Source organism: Candidatus Viridilinea mediisalina (assembly GCF_002532535.1).
Classification (GTDB): Bacteria; Chloroflexota; Chloroflexia; order Chloroflexales; family Chloroflexaceae; genus Viridilinea; species Viridilinea mediisalina.
The window spans coordinates 1-17,613 of record NZ_NQWI01000011.1; the positions used below are offsets into that span (position 1 = coordinate 1).

A 17,613-nucleotide genomic window follows, 5' to 3' on the forward strand; every position below is an offset into this window, starting at 1 on the left:
AAGTAGGAAGTAGGAAGTAGGAAGTAGGAAGTAGGAAGTAGGAAGTAGGAAGTAGGAAGTAGGAAGTAGGAAGTAGGCTTTTGTCCTATTTCCTATTTCCTACCATCTATTTCCTATTTCCTACCATCTATTTCCTATTTCCTACCATCTATTTCCTATTTCCTACCATCTATTTCCTATTTCCTACCATCTATTTCCTATTTCCTACCATCTATTTCCTATTTCCTACCATCTATTTCCTACCATCTATTTCCTACCATCTATTTCCTATTTCCTACCATCTATTTCCTACCATCAGCGTACCCGCACTGTGCCCAACTCTTGGGTGTGGTTGCTTGGGCTTACGCTGCCCGTGAAGGTTTGGACTTGGCCCTGGACGACGGCGCGCACGGTGAAGGGTACGGTATCGGATCTGCCACAACCGCTGTAGTAGTTGACGCTGATGGTGTAGCTGCCGCGTGGGGCGCTGCCGCTGGGCCAGAAGATGTTCTCGGGTCGCCCAACGACCATGTTGGCGCATGCGTTGTCACGATCCAGGGTGCCCCCACTGGCACTCCTGGGATTGCCGTAGAAGATAGTCTCGCCACTTGGATCGGTCACGTAGAGATCAAGGTCTATCGGCGCACTCCACGAAAGCGTAATCTGGATGTCGCCCGTCCCAACCGAGGTGTCTTGCACCCCAAAGCAGGGCGGACGGCCCGCAGTGAAGTTGGCGAGGTCGAGGTTGGCCTCTGCGTAGCGATATTCCACGCGGTTGCGGGGGCTGATGTTCACCGCCCCAATTGGTCGCCAGTAGCTCGCAAAACGCGGCACATACATGGTAGAGCGGTTGACCTCCGAGAAGTGCCAGACTTCGATCAGATCGTAGCTCCCAGTGGGCAACCACCAGTCGCGCTCACGGGTGCGGTAGGCCCGGTCGCTCATGGGATGCACATAATCACTGACGGTCATGGTCCAATCGGTAGGTGGCGACCAGCGCCACTGTTGAGAGGGATCGGCGAGGTTGTAGCTGCGAATACAGACGCCATAGGTGACCGAGTAGGGCAGGTTGCCATCGGGCGGCGGGTAGATGCCGCTCTCGTAGCGGTGCTGGTTGGTTACGCGCAGGATGCCGCCGTTGTTGTTGCGCCAGTTGCGCGCATCGCTTCCGGCAGCGCCAAAGAGCCCCCAGGGCGAGAAGTGGGTGGTTGCCACCGAGGCGACGCGGTTTTCGATGTCAACCGCAGCGGGCACCATCTGCCAGGTGTTGCTCATCTCATCGAAGAAGGTTACGCCCAACACCGTTTCGGGATCAACATCACTGGGAATCGGCAGGTTGAGCATAATCGGCGTGTTGAAGGTGAAACCTTCGGGGCCAAGTTGGTAGACCGCACCAAGGGGCGTGAAGCCCTCTGGGAGGCTCACCCGCCGGTCAGGAACCTCCTGCATACTAAAGATCATCTCGCCGGGGTCGCCACTCTCTTGGGGCGGCACAGCGCCCGGCGGAATCATCAGATTCCCACCGGAGGCGGTGGTCACGAGGCCACCCATGTTGCTATTGACGCTCACCGCTTCCCGCCCACTCACATCGTTGCCGCTGGCCATCCCAAGTTCATCAAGGACATCCATAATATCGTCGTAGTAGAAGATGCCCAAGCCCACCAATGGGATCACGGTGATGATCATGAAGACGACGGCGACGATGAGGCAGGTGGCGCAGCATGGTTGCTTTTTTGCTTGGGGCGCGGCCTGCACATAGATCTGCTGTGGGGCGGGCTGGGGCTGCTGGGGCGCATAGCCATGCGGTGGCCCGTAGAGCCGTGGTTGCGGAGGGGGCTGCTGGGGCGGCGGCAGTGGGGCCTGGGGCTGCTGGTAGGGCGGCGGCGGTGGGGCGTGCTGTGGTGGCGGCAATGCAGCTTGGGGCTGCTGGTAGGGCGGTGGGGCGGCCCCCGCAGCCAGCAGCGTGCGATCATCGCTGCCATCGCCACTGCCCTGAAAGACAAACTCGTAGCTACCAAGCCCGATCCGATCACCGGAACGAATGGGCACACGTCCGCTTAGGCGCTGCCCATTCACAAAGGTGCCATTGGCGCTATTCAGGTCTTCAATTGTCCATTGGCCTCCGGTCAGCACCAAGCGGGCATGCTGGCGTGACACTTGGCTATGATTGATCTGAACCTGCGTGCCTTGTTGACGCCCAAGCACCAACTGGTTGCCACTGCCATGAAAGGTTTGACCACGCAGTTCACTGGTTTGCCCAGTGAGAGTGATTGAGGGTTGGGGTGAAGATGGGATGTTCATACCGCTGTGCGACCACTATAACTGGATGCTCAAGATCAACTTACCGAGCCGCAGTTCATCGCCATTGGCGAGCGGGATAGGCTGGCGAGGGGCGAGGCGAGCGCCGTTGCGGAAGGTGCCATTGGTGCTGTCGAGGTCTTCGATGCAGACTTGACCACTCTGGACGAAGAGGCGGGCGTGGCGTCGTCCCACGCCGTTGGTTACGGCATCATAGGGCCCTAAGTCAACCTCGGGGAAGAAGTTGCTCACCGGATCGGCGCGCCCAATGACGGCTTCGTTGTGGGCTGGCAGGGCTAGGCGGTTGCCATTGGAGCGCACGATCAGGCTGGCTGGTGCGAGGGTGAGGCGCGGTGGCGGCGGCGGCGGCATTGGGGCGGCTGGTTGGGGCGGCGGCATGGGCGCGGCGGGGCGCGGCGGGGGCGTTGGAGCCACTGCCGGGCGGGGTGCTGCCGGCGCAATCGGCTGGGGGGGTGGGTAGTGCGCTTGGGCGGGCACGCCCCCAAAGGGCAGACTCGGCGCGGGTGCCGACGGTACGGCTTGGGGGGAACCAAGCAACGCCGCCCCGCAATTATCACAAAAAGCCTCCCCCGGAATCACCGTCATGCCGCATTGCGGGCAGCTATTGGGCCCAGCAACAATCGTAGGGCCACTCTGGGCACTACTAGGCGCAGCGGGTGCTGGAGGTGGTATAGGAATGGCTGGGGCTGTGGCTTGGCCCTGCGCCGGAACCGGCACCAGCAGCGCACCGCACTGATCACAGAAACGCGCTGACGAGGGGTTCTCCACCCCACACTGGGGACAGAATGGCACGGCTGGTAAGCCCTTTCTTTATCTACGTTTGATGTTGTAGTGGGGTTGAGGGCGGCTGCGCCGCCCCCAAAGATCCTTTTCTGTTGCGTGTTGGCGGCGCAGCCGCCAACACGCAACAGAAAAGTGGGTTGTGGCCCTGAGTGTAGTCTATCTCCATAGATTATACATCACATCTCAAGTTGGGTCTGCCCTCGCCCCAATGGATACCAAAACGAGACAATAAAGCCTACTACAATATGCTCAATGTTTAAGAGCAAAAAGAGGGCCGAGAGGGTGAGCGCCTGTTCTGTACTATACCCATAGGGCATAATGATTGCAATCAGTACCGCGTCGCGCACCCCAACCCCAGCGATGGAGATGGGCAGCACTTGCAGCACCGCGATCAGCGCCGAGGCCCCAATGACCACATAGAGTGGTACGAGATCGAGGCCGAGGGCCAAGAAGAGCAGCCAGAGGCGCACAAAGGTAAAACCGGCTGAAACGAGCGATGCGAGGATCACGGCACTGAGCAGGCTCGAACTGAGGGTCAAGCTGCTCAGTTGGCTATTCCAGCGGTTGAGCGTCGCGGTGAGCTTGGGGGCTATTCGTGCCAGCAACACCGTCAGGGTCCATTGGCGTGGCCCACGGGCGAGCAGTACCGTGGTAAGGATGGCGAGGCCGATGCCCATGAGTACCACCAGCGCGGTTTGTAGCTCGCGGCTGGGCAGTAGTTGGCCTAGTGCAAAGATGCCCAAGGTGCCCAGCGCAGCCATGATCAGCAGGTCAAAGAGCCGATCCAGCACCACACTGAGCATTGCAGGGGGTAAGGGGTTGCCACGTTCGTGCAGATAGACCGCCTTGAGCAGATCGCCCGCCTGCCCCGGCGTCGTCGCCCCATAGAAGAGGCCCACCGTATAGAGCGCATTGGCCGTCGGTAGGTCAAGGCTGATGCCCATCTCGCGCATAAGCCGCACCCAGCGCCACGACTTGATCAGCACAAAGGGCGGCATCAGCAGCAACGAGAGGATTACTGGCCAAAGCGTGGTCTCGCGCAGCGTCAACCAGAGCTTGCCCAGATCGGCATTGATCAAGAAGATGATCAGCAAAATAGGCCCCAATAAGCGTAATAACAGCGGGAGGTGTTTTTTCATTTGGATGCCCATTGAGAGAAATTTTGTATCTCTACTCTCAATCGTCGCGGCGCTGAAAGCGCAACGCCGCAATCTGTTCAGCCAACAGCCCAAACATAAAGATAATGATACTGCCAACAAAGAGCAAGAGTGCTGAGTTGGGGATATAGAGGCCGCGTGTGGGTTCAAGTAGGAAGATGTTGAGCAGCCACGAGGTCATGCCGAGTATGAACATGCCAAGGGCTACCGGGAAGTAGACGCGCAGCGGGGCAAAGAGTGAGATCATGCGTAGAATGATCAGGCCGAAGCGTACCCCATTCTTGAACAACTTCTGGCCACTCTGGCCGCCGCCGCGCCGTTGGCCTTCGATACTCACAAAGCCAACGCCGTAGCCGCCCTTGAGTAGCGCCAACGTGCTGGTGGTGGGGTAGGAGTAGCGGTTGGGGAGCAGATGAATAAACTCCAGCATAACCGAACGGCGCATCGCCCGGTAGCCACTGGTCAGATCGCGCACCTCCGTCTCAACCAGGTAGCTCCCCAGCGTATCAAGGGCGCGGTTGCCAAGCCGTCGGGCCAGGTTGTCGCCCTGGGTGGCGCGGGTGCGTGCTCCAACCACCATATCATAGCCATTGGCGATGCCAGCAAGGATTTGTGGAATATAACGCGGATCCATCTGGCCATCCGCATCCATGAGTAGCACAACTTCGCCGGTAGCACGCCGAATGCCGGTTTTCACCGCAGCCCCATTGCCCCGATTGGCCGGATGGCGTTCCACCCGCGCCCCCGCCGCCGCCGCCGCTGCTCCGGTCGCATCACTTGACGCATCATCAACCACAAGAATCTCGGCTTCGGGCAGCATCTCGCGCACCCGCGCAACCACCGCCGCAATCCCATGGGCCTCATTGTAGGCCGGAATCACCACAGTGGTGCTGAAGGGATACGCAGTAGTTTGTTGTTCACGTTCAATAATCTCTGTGCCTCTCTGGTGCAAAGCTTTGTGCCTCTCTGTGTTTACGTTTAGGGATGCCCTGGATGGCCCTCACCCCCCCCGCCTCACTCCACCGCCACATGGCTCACTTTGATACTCAAGGCGCGCGCATCAATACTTGCGGCATCGCGGCGAAAGGGGATGAAGGTGGGGGCCGCGAGGCTCAATTCAAGCCGTTCTGTGCCTACGAGTTCATGTGGAACGGCTATGCGGTAGAGCCGCCAGCCCCCTTCTTGTACCATAATGGTCGTTACTGTGCTGCCCATGCTCACTCTGAGTGGCGTGGGGCCAGGGCCGGGGCCGGCCATGCGTAGCCGCACACTTGCCCCTTCGGGCAAGGCTGTTGGCAAGGGCAGACTGATGCGCCCCTGCGCTTGCAACCAACGAAAACTTGGGGGTGGGTCGCCCCCTTCGGCAAAGAGCCGTTCGCCAAACGAGAAGCCCTCAATGTAGCCAAAGTCGAGCCCATTGCCTAAGCTGAGGGTCTGCACGGGTGGATTGGGCAGCCAAGCTAGGGTCAGGCGCTGCACATCCTCGGCGGCCAACACCTCGGCCTCTTCAAAATAGTTGGCCGCTAGATCGTGCAAACCTTGGGCGCGTGCAATTGCACCACGAACCAACTCGCTACGATAGGTGTGGCGGGTACCCACCGCTTCCCAGGCACGATCATATTCGCCCAGTTTCAGATAGATCAACGCCAACTCGCTGCGCCCGTCCACGAAGAGTGGTGCCACTTCACGCATGCGCTGGTAGGCTGCAATGGCCTCTGCGTAGTCGCCCGCAGCCACGGCCCGCAGCGCCGCAGATCGTTCGACTTCGCGCTGCCAGCCGCGCGCAATGATCTGCGGGTAGTCGCGGTAGCTCACAATCAGCATGATCAACGTAAGGCACAGTGCAATCCCGCTGAAGCCCCAGGGCGAACGGAAGTAGCGCCGCGCCGCTCGTGTCGCCGCCCCCCAATCACGGCGGCGTAGCGCCAGCCAGTTGAGTACTCTAGCGCTGCTGGCTGAAGCATAGAGCGCCATAAAGAACCAGACCGGCAAGAGGTAGCGTGGCTCTACATGGATGAGCATCACCGTCAGGCACGAATAAGCTATCCAGCCCAGGGCAATCAGGCGAAAGCCGCCCTCGTGTGGGTAGCGGGTCAGCGCAAAGACGCTCGTGAGGGTGAAGCCAAGCCAGATCAGATCGCTCAAAACCCCCAGCAGCAGGATTTCGCGCAACGGACGGCCAAAGAAACTCACTTTGACAAAGAAATCTTCGACAAACTGCAACTTCCAGATGTGGGTAAAATGGGGCCACACATTGCGCGTCAAGCGCCACGGCTCTTCACTGAGGATGCGCTGTGTATCAGCGCGCACAAACAGGTGGCGCTCCACCTGATCCATCCCGGCCAGCACACTCTTGCCCCCATCAATGCGCTCATCCTGCAACGAGAGCCAGAGGTTGACCGGGCCGGTATTGTCAATCAGAATCATCTGGCCGTAGAGCGCATAGTTGCGTAACGTCCACGGGCCAACAAACGCGACGATTGGCAACAGGAAGAGCAGCGCAGCAATGCTGCTTTGGCGTAGCCACACGGGCAGCGCCGTGCGTAGGGGGCGCAACGGCGTGGGATGGGTCTCCCACAGAATAAAGAGCATGCCAAAGACCGCTGCGTAGAGGGCGGGGGAGCGGGCCAGCGCGGCGGCACCGAGGGCGCTACCAGCAGCCACGAGCCAGCGCCAGGTACGTTGATCGCGCCAGCGCACCAGTGCCCAACAGCTCAGTACCAGCAGCGTAAAAAAGAGCGGTTCGCTGAGCAACTGCATCGGCAATTCAACCAAAGGCAGCCATACGGTCAAGAAGGCCGCAAAGATCAAGCCAGCTTTATGCTCAAAGAGGCGGCGCGCCAGATCATAGCCCACCGGAATGAGTAGCAGCGACAGAACCACCTGCACCCCACGGATCAGCGTAATCCCCAGTTCAGGATTGTCGAACCAGAGCCCAAGTTGCAACATGGCGGCAAAGAAGAAGACATGGCCGGGCGGACGAATCAGCCACGAGTTGTCCACATAGGCTCCGGTAGTGACCATCCGCAAGGCCCGTTGGTAGTAGTCGCCATCATCGGAGCCGGAGAAGCGCGGATCGAGGCCGCTGACACTGATAAACCAGAGGCGCAAGATCAGGCCCAGCAACATCAGGGCCGCAAGGTAAAATTGGGTGGTTTTATTGGTCAACAAGCTCATGCTCTGTGCTCTCTGTGCCTCTGTGGTGAAAATCTCTCTATCCCTCTCTACACCTCCGCTACAAGCGATACAGCGCATAGCGGCCACTCGTAGCGACGCGGGCAGCCTCAGGATCGGGCAGGGGCGGCGTGCCCCGCGCCTCGTCCCAGAGCAGGTAGGTTGCGCCGTGTTGACGTACCGCCGCAAGGTCTGCGGGCGTCAACGTGTGCCCATCCATAACCCCTGCGGGCCAAGCAACCACTTGGTGGGCAATTGCCGAGAAGTTGGCCAAGGGCACCCGTGCTGGTAGATAGGCTGCCAACGTTGCGTGGGGCGCAACGGCGTGTACCATCGCTACCGCTGCAACCTCATCGGGCGGCTGGTTCTGGAGAACTACCGCTGCACCTGTATGAAAACCGTTCCATAGTACCACAAGCAGCGCCACGCCTATGCCTGTGAGCATGCGCTCGGCCCCGCTGGGCAGGATGCGCCAGATCAGCCAGGCACCAGCGACAGCGTAGATGGCACTGAGCGGCAGAAAGAAGCGCGGCAGGATGAAACCGCTGCTCACCGCAGCTACATAGAGTGCTACCAGGCTTACGAGCGCCACAAGGCTCGTTGTGGGTGGCCCAGTGAGCCCCTTTTCTGTTGTATCGTCAGGAGCACCAGAATCCATTGGGACGCCATGTGTTCCAATCTGCAATCTGCAATCTGCAATCTGCAATCTGCAATCTGCAATCTGCAATGGTATCAGCCCCAGCCAAGCCAACATGCCTGCGAGAGCCAGCCAGTTGGCCGGAAAGCCGAGCATGCGCAACTGGATTGCGCGTCCAAATTCACTCGTATCTTCAGCCCCACTGCCCACAAAGGCCACGAGGTTGCGGCCCCAATTCTGGATAAAGCGGGCCGGATCGCGCAGCACCACCTCACCCAAGCCAATGGTGTCGGGCACTTCATCCCAACGACTCCAGTCGGTATTGCCATAGACTGCCAGCCAGATGTTTTTGGCCTGTTGGCTATAGAGCGGCTGCCCGGTCTGTATGAGATTGACGCTGAGTTGGGGCATTATGGCGAGTACGAAGGCAAGCGTGTAGGCTGCTAGGCTCTTGCGCCCCCGTTGCGTCCCCCAGAGCAGCAGTAAGCCCCAGGGCAGCAGCAGCAACCCAGGGTGGCGCATGAGGAATGCGAGGCCGCCGCACAACCCGGCGCCGCCGGCCAGCAACCAAGCGCGGCGGCTGCCCAGTGGCGCGTGCAGTGCCGCCACGAGCGCAGCTACACACCAGATCATAGCGGCGGCAAAAGGCATATCGCTACCCACATAGAGCCCATATTGGGCCACAAAGCCACTGAGCGCCAACATGAGTAGCGCCAACAACGCAGGACCACGCGGCAAAAGGCTCCGCGCCAACCAGTAGCTCCCCGCCAGAAAGAGAGCCCCGCTCAAGGCCGCCAGCAGCCGCCCAGCCAAAAAGGGATTATCGGCCAGCCAAGGGCGCACCAGCCAGAGCAGCAGCGGGTAGCCCAGATTGTAGAAGCCGTCGGCACTGAAGATCAGCGGCAACGTGTCGCGCGCCGCAAAGGCCCGAAAATCATTCTCCACCCCAGGGCGCGAAAGCGTCACATGGGCCTGCGCCTTCACCATGATCAGCAGGCTCCAGAGCCCAATCAGCAACCCGGCGGCTGGCGCTCCCACCAGCCAGCGCTGGTGCGCCACAAGCGGCGGCCCACTCCGCACCAGCAGCCATGCCCCCAAGCCCCCCACCACCCAGAGCGGCAGGCTGCGCAATGGGTAGGGGTAGAAGGGCCATGCCATGCGGTAACCGATGAACCAGACGAGGCCGTAGAGTAGGAGCAGGGCGAGCGGGGATAGCTGATAGCTGATAGCCGATAGCCGATAGCCGATAGCTGATAGCCGATAGCCGCCCTCTGCATGGGCGGACAGAGTATTTGCGCTTGAAGCCACGGATGAGTCTTTGGGATGCCTTTGATGGCCCTCACCCCCTACCCCCTTCGACAGGCTCTGGTTCGACAGGCTCACCAACCGGGCATCGCCTCTCCCACGTTGTGGGAGAGGGGCGAAGGCACCACTGTTTTGTTGCGTTGCGTTGCGTTCTCTTGCGGCAATAGATGTATTTTCTGTCCGCCCATGAGCCCCGCTTCTCGCTACCCCAAGCATAAACCCCACCAGCGCCCCAAGCAGCAATTGGGACGGGTAGGGCCAGAGTGGGCCAGGGCCAACGCTGTAGGTTACATGATCGAGCAGAATCCCCACCTCGCGCCCGTCGGGTAGCGTGCTGGTGGTGCTACGCACCTCAATGAAGAAGTCGCTCGCCTTGAGCCATCCGCCTGCAACGGTGAGCCGTATGGTTGTCCATTGGTCGTCGAGTTGCTGGCGGGCCAACTCCTGCTGGCCATTGAGCAGCAGAGTCACTTCGGTAGGGATTGTCGCACTGGGGCCACGCATGCGTAGCTCCACTGTGCCGGGCAGCCCGGCCTGAGGGAAGAGCAACGCTGAAGAGGTGCGGCTCCAGCGGGCCACGCCGTAGGGGCTCGCTGGCAATTCGGCCTCGTGGAAACCTTGAACATAGGCAGCATCCCAGTGGCCCACATTGACACGATGGCGCACGGGAACCTGGCTGAGCAGCGCGATCAGCAGGGCAGCGCAAACAGCCCAGAAGAGCGGCACAAGGTACTGGTTGAGATTCATCCCGCCACTACTCGCGGATGGGCAGTTCACCAGCGGGCACGGTGACGAGTGCTTCGCTGATCCAGCCGGTACCATCGGCGCTCTCGATACGCGATTGATCACTATGCTGCGCACCGAGGCGGATCAGGTACCAATCGTTGCCGGGGGTGCGGGCCAAAAAGACAATTTCGTCGCCAGTAGCCACGAGGCCAACAGGTTGATTATCGGTGCTAGGGAAGGGGCGAATGTTGGCCCCTTGCAGCACCGTGCCGGTAAAGGTGGCCAGTTCGGCAGCTTCACCAGCAGGTTGTGGTTCAGGTTCTGCTGCTGGCTCAGATGCTGTGGTGGGATCAACCACAACTGCTGGGGCCATCGTGGGCACAGGCGCAACCGTTGGTTCAGGCGCAACCGTAGGGAGAGTCAAGGCTGGCAGTTGGGTCTGGCCGGGAATAACGCGCCCAAAGCGATCCAACTCATCACGCAGGGTACTCACCACACTAAAGGCCAACGCAAGCGAAAGGATCATCATCACCGCAACCACGGCGGTCTTGATCAACTCAATGCTCTGGCCCCAGACACTACGCTGCCCCAATTGACTGAGGGCACTCTGGGCGGCATCGGCGACCGACTCGCCCCAACTGGTACGGCCTTGGTCATTTTGAGCCACGCGGCGCAACTCCAGGAGGGCACGCACATCGCCAATCTGGGCGAGGGCCCGGACGGCACTCCAGCGCACATTGCTATTGGGATGCTTCAGCGTCTGAATGAGAGCGCCAGTTGCGCCACCATCACCAATGCGCCCAGCGGCTTCAGCGGCGCGGTAGCTACTGAGCCAAGCCTGCTTGGCATTGAGGACGTTACAAAGGGCAGGAACAGCGGCTGGCCCAATCGCAACCAATTCATCAACCGCATTGGCGTGCAAAGGATGTTCACTATTGCCCAACGCCTCAACGAGGGCTGCAAGCTGCTCACGCGGCACTCGTGGATCGTGGCTTGGCGTCTGCCTGGTCACATCCATACGTCGCGTAAAACGTTGCAGCGCAGCGGTAGGCTTCGATTCGGACTCGGAGGGATTCTGTCGTTCTGTGGTCATGGATTATTAGGGAAGGTTTAAGAAATGCGCTTGTAGCTTTACAATTTTGCGAGGATGCGTGAGGCGAAGAGGCGAGGATTTCGCGTCCTCGCGTTCTCGCGTCCTCGCGTCCTCGCAAACTGTAACGTAGCTACGAATCATGTCTTATGGTAATACACGGCGCTGAAAGCGCTCAATGAGGGCCGCCATAAGCATGGCAGCAGCCTCAGCTTTAGGACGACGCTCCAAGGGCTGCGTCCCAGTATGATCAATCAGGGTCAGCGCAATCTCAGGCTGGCCAATACTGGCCACCGCATCATTGGCTACAATGAGATCGAGCCCCTTGCGTTCCAGTTTACATTGAGCATGCGCGATGAGATCGTTGGTTTCGGCGGCAAACCCAACCTTAAAGAGATCACGGCGGGTTGCCAACCCTGCAATAATATCAGGATTAGTTACCAACTCGAGGGTCATGCCCTGGGTGTCGGGCTGCTTTTTAATCTTTGTTTCCGTTGCTGTCGCAGGGCGAAAATCGGCCACGGCGGCATTCATAATCAGGATGTCGGCTTGCCTACAGGCTTGGGTAACCGCAGCCTGCATCTGGAGGGTTGTTTCAACCGGCACAAAGGCAACGGCAGCGGGCGGAGTAAGGGCGGTGGGGCCACTGATCAAGGTAACCTGAGCGCCACAGTCGCGTGCTTGGGCGGCCAGGGCATAGCCCATCTGGCCCGAAGAGCGATTGCCGAGGTAGCGCACGGGATCAATCGGCTCACGGGTACCACCAGCACTGACCACCACATGGCGGCCACGCAGCGGGCCACTGGTACGACCGAGCAGAGCGCGGAGTTCGCCTTCTAGCGTAAAGGGTTCAGGCAGCCGCCCTTTGCCCGCCACATGTTCGGCCATGCGCCCCTCACCCGGTTCAAGGATGGTATAGCCCCGCTCACGCAGGGTGGCAAGGTTGGACTGGGTGGCGGGATGGGCATACATGAGCGGATTCATTGCGGGCGCAAGCAGCACCGGAGCGCGGGTTGCGAGCAGCGTTGTCGTCAAAAGATCATCACTCATGCCAGCGGCAATGCGGGCAATCGTATTGGCCGTTGCAGGTGCAACAATCAAGGCATCGGCTTGGTCACCGAGGCTAATGTGGCCCACCACACCATCCTCAGGCAACGCCCAGAGGTTGGTCAACACCGGACGCCCAGTGAGCGCCTGAAACGTTGCTGGCCCCACAAAGCGGGCCCCTGCCTCAGTGAGAACAACATCAACCAACGCTCCAGCCAGCGTCAGATCGCGGGCGAGTTGGGCTACCTTATATGCGGCAATACTCCCACACACACCCAGCACCAGCCGCTTGCCGCTCAGAAGATCCATTGGTTACCCTTGCATTGCATAACTCGGCTATTGTAGCATCAGGGCATAGCGTGCGTCAAAACCGCAAGGTGTAACTTTGCGGTTACAATGGATGAGGTTGGGGCCAAGCCCCAACAACACCTTCTTTTTTTTCTTGGGTTGTGGCAGCGAAGCTGCCACAACCCAAGAAAAAAAGGATTAGCACGAATTTACGCTAACACTCTATTTCCTAGTTTTCTACTTCCTATTTCCTAGTCAAGGAGTACATCCATGGAGTTCACCATCTTGGGCCAAATTGCCCAACGCGCCCGCCTCGAATTCGCGCCCGGTGAGGGCGTCTGGCTCAGTAAGGGTTCATTGATGGCCTATTCCTCGGCGGTGCAGTGGCGTCCCCGCGTGCCGGGCGGGTTTGGTGGTGCGGTGCGGCGCTCGTTTGCCGGTGAGGGCGTGACGCTTACCTATGCCGAGACGGATGCCGCAGGCCAGTTTGCGCTGATCGCCTCCAATGCGCCAGGCCATATCATTGAGTGGGATCTCGCCCAAGGGCCGGTAGTGGCAACTCGTGGTTCCTTTCTTGCAGCATGGGGCGAAGATGTAGACATTACGGTCATTGTAGCCCGCCGTGCCGGTGCGGCCTTCTTTGGTGGTGCGGGGCTTTTCCTGCAGCGTGTCTCCGGCAAGGGTACCGTGCTACTGCACGGCAGTGGCGATTTTGATCGCCGCGTCTTGACCCAAGATGAATCGATCCTGGTGAGTACCGGCAATCTCGCCGCCTTTGGTGATAGTGTGGATTACGATATTCAGACAGTGGGCAGCCTTGGGCGCGCCTTCTTTGGCGGCGAAGGCGTCTTTATGACCCGGCTCAGCGGCCCTGGAACAGTCTTGCTGCAAAGCCTCAAGCGCGGCGTGGCCAATGCGGCGGCAAATGCGATGTAATGCCATAGCTCTCGTTGATTCCGTATGACAACCCCAACTCACATCCAAGCCCAAACCCAAAACCAAACTACAGGCGTCTCACTTTTAGCGATCATTGCGCTCTATACTGCAACCATGGCGGTGTACGCCGACATGTACATCACCCAACCGATTCTGCCGGTACTCTCAGCCGAGTTTGGCGTCGCCCCGGCCACCGCTGGGCTCAGTGTCTCGGCGGTCGTCTTGATGATTGCGCTCGCTTCACTAGCAAGTGGGCCGCTCAGTGATATGCTTGGCCGTAAGCCGGTGATGGTCTGGAGTTGTGGCCTCTTGGCGCTCCCCACGCTGCTCTGCGCCCTTGCGCCCAACTTTACCCTGCTGCTCTTCTTTCGGGCCCTGCAGGGCATCTGCATCCCCGGCCTCACGGCGGTCGCAGTGGCCTATATGGGCGACTACTTCCCTTCAGCCAGGCTGGGGGCGTTGGTGGGCGGCTGGATCGGGGCTACTGTTGCGGGCGGCCTGACCGGACGGGTACTCAGTGGTTTGCTGACCGATCACTTTGGTTGGCGGATCGCCTTCGTCTGCTTCGCCAGCATCACGCTGGCATGTGCGCTCTTGATGGCCGTCACCCTGCCCCGTGACCACTCGCGTGCGACAACGGGCTGGCGCGTCGCCTACCGGGGCATGTTCGCCCACCTGCGCGACCGGCGGCTGGTGGGGGTCTTCCTGATTGGCGGAACGCTCTTCTTTGGCTTTCTCGGCACCTTTACCTACCTGCCCTACTACCTCTCGCAGGCTCCCTTCGCACTCAACCCATCAGCCATCGCGCTCGTCTACCTTGTCTACCTCGCAGGCGTGATCGTCTCACCAATTGTAGGTCGGCTCTCGACCCGCATCTCGCGGCGCAAACTGATGATCATTGGCCCGCTGGTGGGCATGGTAGGCATGCTCGGCACCCTAGTTCCCAACTTGAGCATCATCATCATCAGCCTACTCATCCTGTGTACCGGCATGTTCATTGCCCAAGGCGTCGCTCCGGCCTACGCCAACGCCACTGCCAGCAACGCCAAAGGGGGCGCGGGGGCACTCTACCTGATGAGCTACTACGTCGGAGGCTCCTTAGGCGCCGTACTCCCCGGCGTCGCATGGCAAGCCTTCGGCTGGCTGGGGGTCACCGCAACCGCCCTGGTGGCGCTGGTCGCCGCCTGGCTGGCGGCATGGCTCTTGTGTGCTGAAGAGGAGCAGGCGGTAGGTTGAAGGCATTGTTAGGGCTGGTTCATGGCGGCTTTACCGTTGAGGCTGCTCCTACGCCCTCAGGGTTTAAGGGCAATACCTTTCAAATAAGCCCTTTGCCCCCCTCCCCAACCCTCCCCCCTGCGGGTTCATGGGCGGACAGAACATTTGCTTTGGTAGCGACCGATATGGCTTTGGGATGCCCAGGATGGCCCTCACCCCCTACCCCCTTCGACAAGCTCTGGTTCGACAGGCTCACCAACCGGGCATCGCCTCTCCCACGTTGTGGGAGAGGGGCGCAGGCAACGCAGTTTTGTTGCATTCCTTTGCGTTCTTTTGCGGCAAGGAACATGTCTTCTGGCCGCCCATGCTAGGGGAAGCAGATGTTGTTCATTCCCCCTTGTTTGGTCATCCTGAGAGGTCGTAGGTAGTGCCGACTTTAGTCGGCTGAGGTCTTTGGCAGCGATGGGAAGCCGACTAAAGTCGGCACTACGATGCATGTGAACCATGTACTACTCAGCATGAAAGGCTGCTGGGACACTTGAAGATTTCTGCTTCCCCTAGGTCTCATAGGCCGTTGGTGCCTCAGACCTGCCAGGTGTGCGCCGTTGGGTCTGTGGGGCTACGCATGGTGGCTGCACGGCGCACACCTAGCAGGTCGTTTGTTCGCTTTCCATCCCAGGGCGCAGCAGTGGCCTCTGGCTCGTGAATCTCTGGAGCATCATTGCGTGGCCGCTGCTGCGCCCCTACCGTACCACGTCCTAACGCACGGCCCATAGGCACACGGTGCCATTCTTCTGATGCGGAGGTTCATGGTACGAAGGCTACACTGATTACCATATTTGTGCAGTTCTTTAAGCTAACGTCCGTGCAATGTTAATCCTATCAAGAAAAAACATGGATCACCAGGCATCGTGTCACGAATAACTATGTTTGTCAGAGGTATTTGTTGTAGATTGGGGTTTACTTCAATGGTGATCTTATCGATTACACCATCTCTATCAAAAATTATTGGGCCTTTATAAACGTTAACTGTGTTTCTACTTGTGAGATTTGCTACCGTGCCGGGGTATTCAGCATCCCACTCTCGAATATTCTCGCCTAAAATTAAATTATATACCTGAGATTGATTGTTTTCAAAGATCAATTCTACGGTTCCAACTCTAACTCCATTGAATCCTTCAGTAAAACCTGCATTTGCGAGAATATAAACATATTCTACCCCCGACACGTTGTTGATAGGTATATTAACTTGTTCGTACCAATCTGGAAATTGAATACACTCAGTACCTATCTTAGTACTACCATCACCGAGATCGAACCTAATTTGATGAAAAGACACCTCACCCAATGGAAATACTGGGAAAAGATTATGGATGTGATCATTGGCAAACGAACGTAACGAGATAGGAATATCCCGTGGTTGTGGTATTGGTGTCACGGTAGGTGGTATAGAAGTCGCGGTAGGATTTGGTATTGCAATGGTTGTGGACGTTGGGGGAATTGGGTTGTTAGGCGTTGGCGTGTTGGCAGGTGATGCGGTTGTTGGCACAGCCGTTGCGTCTAGGATCGGAGTTCTAGTTGCCATCACTCCCACCGCTCCACCTTCCGCAACTTGGGTTGGTGGTTCTTCCCCACCCCCAAGCCAGACAAGTAGCCCAATCACCACGAATAGCCCCAATACGCCCGCTGCCACCCCCCAGATGAGATGCGTGCGTGTGGCTGGCGCTGGGGCTATGCGTATGGTGGGGTCTGTGTTTGGCTGGGGCGGCTGGTGGTGCTGGGAGGGCTGGGGGGGTTGCTGGATCGGATGGGGCTGGTGGATCGGCTGGCCCAGGAGCGCCTGTTTGAAGGCGGCAACCGTGGGGTAGCGCTCGTCGGGTTTGAGGCTCATGGCCTGGTTGATGGCATGCGCTAGCTGCGGTGTAAGGTGCGGGTTGAGGTGCTGCGCTGGCACGAGTGGCACGTTCGGGTTCTGGATGCGCTCAAAGGCCGAGACGGGCATGTGGCCTGTGAGCAGGTGGTAGCAGGTTGCCCCTAGGCTGTAGATGTCGCTGCGCTGGTCGGTGTGGCCCGGCGCCAATGGATGCTGCTCTAGCGGCGCGTAGGCCGGGGTTAGGCCCATGCGCGAGTGGTTGGTGGTGCTGCTGCTGCCCTGCTTGAAGAGGCCGAAATCCACCAGTTTGATCCGTCCGCTGGGGGTTAGGCGCACATTGGCCGGCTTGAGGTCACGATGCAGGATCGGTGGCTGTTGGTTGTGGAGATACTCTAGCACTTCGCAGAGTTGCAGCATGAAGCCGAGAACCTGCTGCACAGGCAGCGGCCCACCTTCGGCTTGCAGCACCTCATCGAGGCTCTGGCCAGGGATGAATTCCATCACCAGGTAGCCATTGCCATGCTCAACAAACATTGCCTCGTAGCGCGGCAAATGGGGGTGAGGGTGTTGTTGCAGGGCGTTGAACTCGCCTTGAAAACTGGTCATCCCGCTGGGGCTAAAGCTCTCCTTCAGCGCCACCGACCGACCAGGCTGGTGGGTGTCTTCCGCCTCGTAGACCGCCCCAAAGCCGCCCCAGCCAATGACGCGCTTGATGCGATAGTGGCGTACCAACACCCCAGGATTGTGCAGCCGCAGTGCGGTGTTCAGGCTGCACCCACAGTGGTGGCACTGGCGCGCCGTGTCAACGTTCTCCGCTCCACACCCATCTTTGCAGATCAACATAGATGCCTCGGGCTGCGTTTGGTAGATCAAGGGAAGATTGTACAGTCCTTATTATAACCCACTTGGCATTACACCAAATCCGATAGCCGATAGCCGATAGCCGGACATAGCGTCTCAATGCGCTTGAATGTCATTAGGCATGCGGCATGTTCAGGGAAGTGGATGTTGTTGATTGCCCCGTTGCTTGGCCACCCTGAGCAAAGGTTTGTCGGAACGTTCCTGTTTACGCCGTAGGTAGTGC

Annotated in this window: 12 protein-coding genes; 2 read left to right on the top strand and 10 right to left on the bottom strand. The window is 59.1% G+C overall.

From position 1 onward, the window contains the following. Positions 1-294: 294 nt before the first annotated feature. The 8 genes from CJ255_RS03925 to coaBC form a co-directional block, all read right to left on the bottom strand. A complete protein-coding gene (locus tag CJ255_RS03925) occupies positions 295-2,280 on the bottom strand; it encodes an FHA domain-containing protein (RefSeq protein ID WP_097642793.1) in 1,986 nt (661 codons plus the stop codon). A gap of 15 nt (positions 2,281-2,295) precedes the next feature. Next, positions 2,296-3,090 carry a double zinc ribbon and FHA domain-containing protein gene (locus CJ255_RS03930; protein ID WP_097642794.1) on the bottom strand — a complete coding sequence of 265 codons (795 nt, stop codon included), beginning with the start codon at positions 3,088-3,090 and terminating at the stop codon, positions 2,296-2,298. 167 nt (positions 3,091-3,257) lie between these two features. Continuing rightward, positions 3,258-4,220, bottom strand: coding sequence for a lysylphosphatidylglycerol synthase transmembrane domain-containing protein (locus tag CJ255_RS03935; RefSeq protein WP_097642842.1), 963 nt, complete (start codon positions 4,218-4,220; stop codon positions 3,258-3,260). Positions 4,221-4,257: 37 nt separating this feature from the next. Next, positions 4,258-5,190 carry a glycosyltransferase family 2 protein gene (locus CJ255_RS03940; RefSeq protein WP_097642795.1) on the bottom strand — a complete coding sequence of 311 codons (933 nt, stop codon included), beginning with the start codon at positions 5,188-5,190 and terminating at the stop codon, positions 4,258-4,260. Between the two features lie 62 nt (positions 5,191-5,252). After that, positions 5,253-7,415 carry a glycosyltransferase family 39 protein gene (locus CJ255_RS03945; protein WP_245863169.1) on the bottom strand — a complete coding sequence of 721 codons (2,163 nt, stop codon included), beginning with the start codon at positions 7,413-7,415 and terminating at the stop codon, positions 5,253-5,255. Between the two features lie 58 nt (positions 7,416-7,473). Next, the gene (locus CJ255_RS03950) at positions 7,474-10,101 is read right to left on the bottom strand and encodes a glycosyltransferase family 39 protein (protein ID WP_245863170.1); all 2,628 of its coding nucleotides are present in this window, start codon (positions 10,099-10,101) and stop codon (positions 7,474-7,476) included. A 7-nt stretch (positions 10,102-10,108) separates the two neighbouring features. Then, the gene (locus CJ255_RS03955; protein WP_097642796.1) at positions 10,109-11,173 is read right to left on the bottom strand and encodes a HEAT repeat domain-containing protein; all 1,065 of its coding nucleotides are present in this window, start codon (positions 11,171-11,173) and stop codon (positions 10,109-10,111) included. 144 nt (positions 11,174-11,317) lie between these two features. Beyond that, entirely contained in the window at positions 11,318-12,526 is a 1,209-nt protein-coding gene (gene coaBC, locus CJ255_RS03960) for a bifunctional phosphopantothenoylcysteine decarboxylase/phosphopantothenate--cysteine ligase CoaBC (protein ID WP_097642797.1), read from the bottom strand. Positions 12,527-12,775: 249 nt separating this feature from the next. On the opposite strand from coaBC, the gene CJ255_RS03965 reads away from it, so the two are divergent. Together CJ255_RS03965 and CJ255_RS03970 are read left to right on the top strand one after the other, a co-directional pair. Continuing rightward, positions 12,776-13,441: an AIM24 family protein gene (locus CJ255_RS03965; RefSeq protein ID WP_097642798.1), complete on the top strand. Its 666-nt coding sequence runs from the start codon at positions 12,776-12,778 to the stop codon at positions 13,439-13,441. Positions 13,442-13,465: 24 nt separating this feature from the next. Further along, positions 13,466-14,677 (top strand): MFS transporter, encoded by a 1,212-nt coding sequence (locus CJ255_RS03970; RefSeq protein WP_097642799.1) that lies wholly within the window; start codon positions 13,466-13,468, stop codon positions 14,675-14,677. Positions 14,678-15,238: 561 nt separating this feature from the next. Here CJ255_RS03970 and CJ255_RS03975 read toward each other — a convergent pair. Then, entirely contained in the window at positions 15,239-15,430 is a 192-nt protein-coding gene (locus CJ255_RS03975) for a hypothetical protein (protein WP_097642800.1), read from the bottom strand. 82 nt (positions 15,431-15,512) lie between these two features. Then, the gene (locus CJ255_RS03980; protein ID WP_097642801.1) at positions 15,513-17,372 is read right to left on the bottom strand and encodes a serine/threonine protein kinase; all 1,860 of its coding nucleotides are present in this window, start codon (positions 17,370-17,372) and stop codon (positions 15,513-15,515) included. Positions 17,373-17,613: the final 241 nt, after the last annotated feature.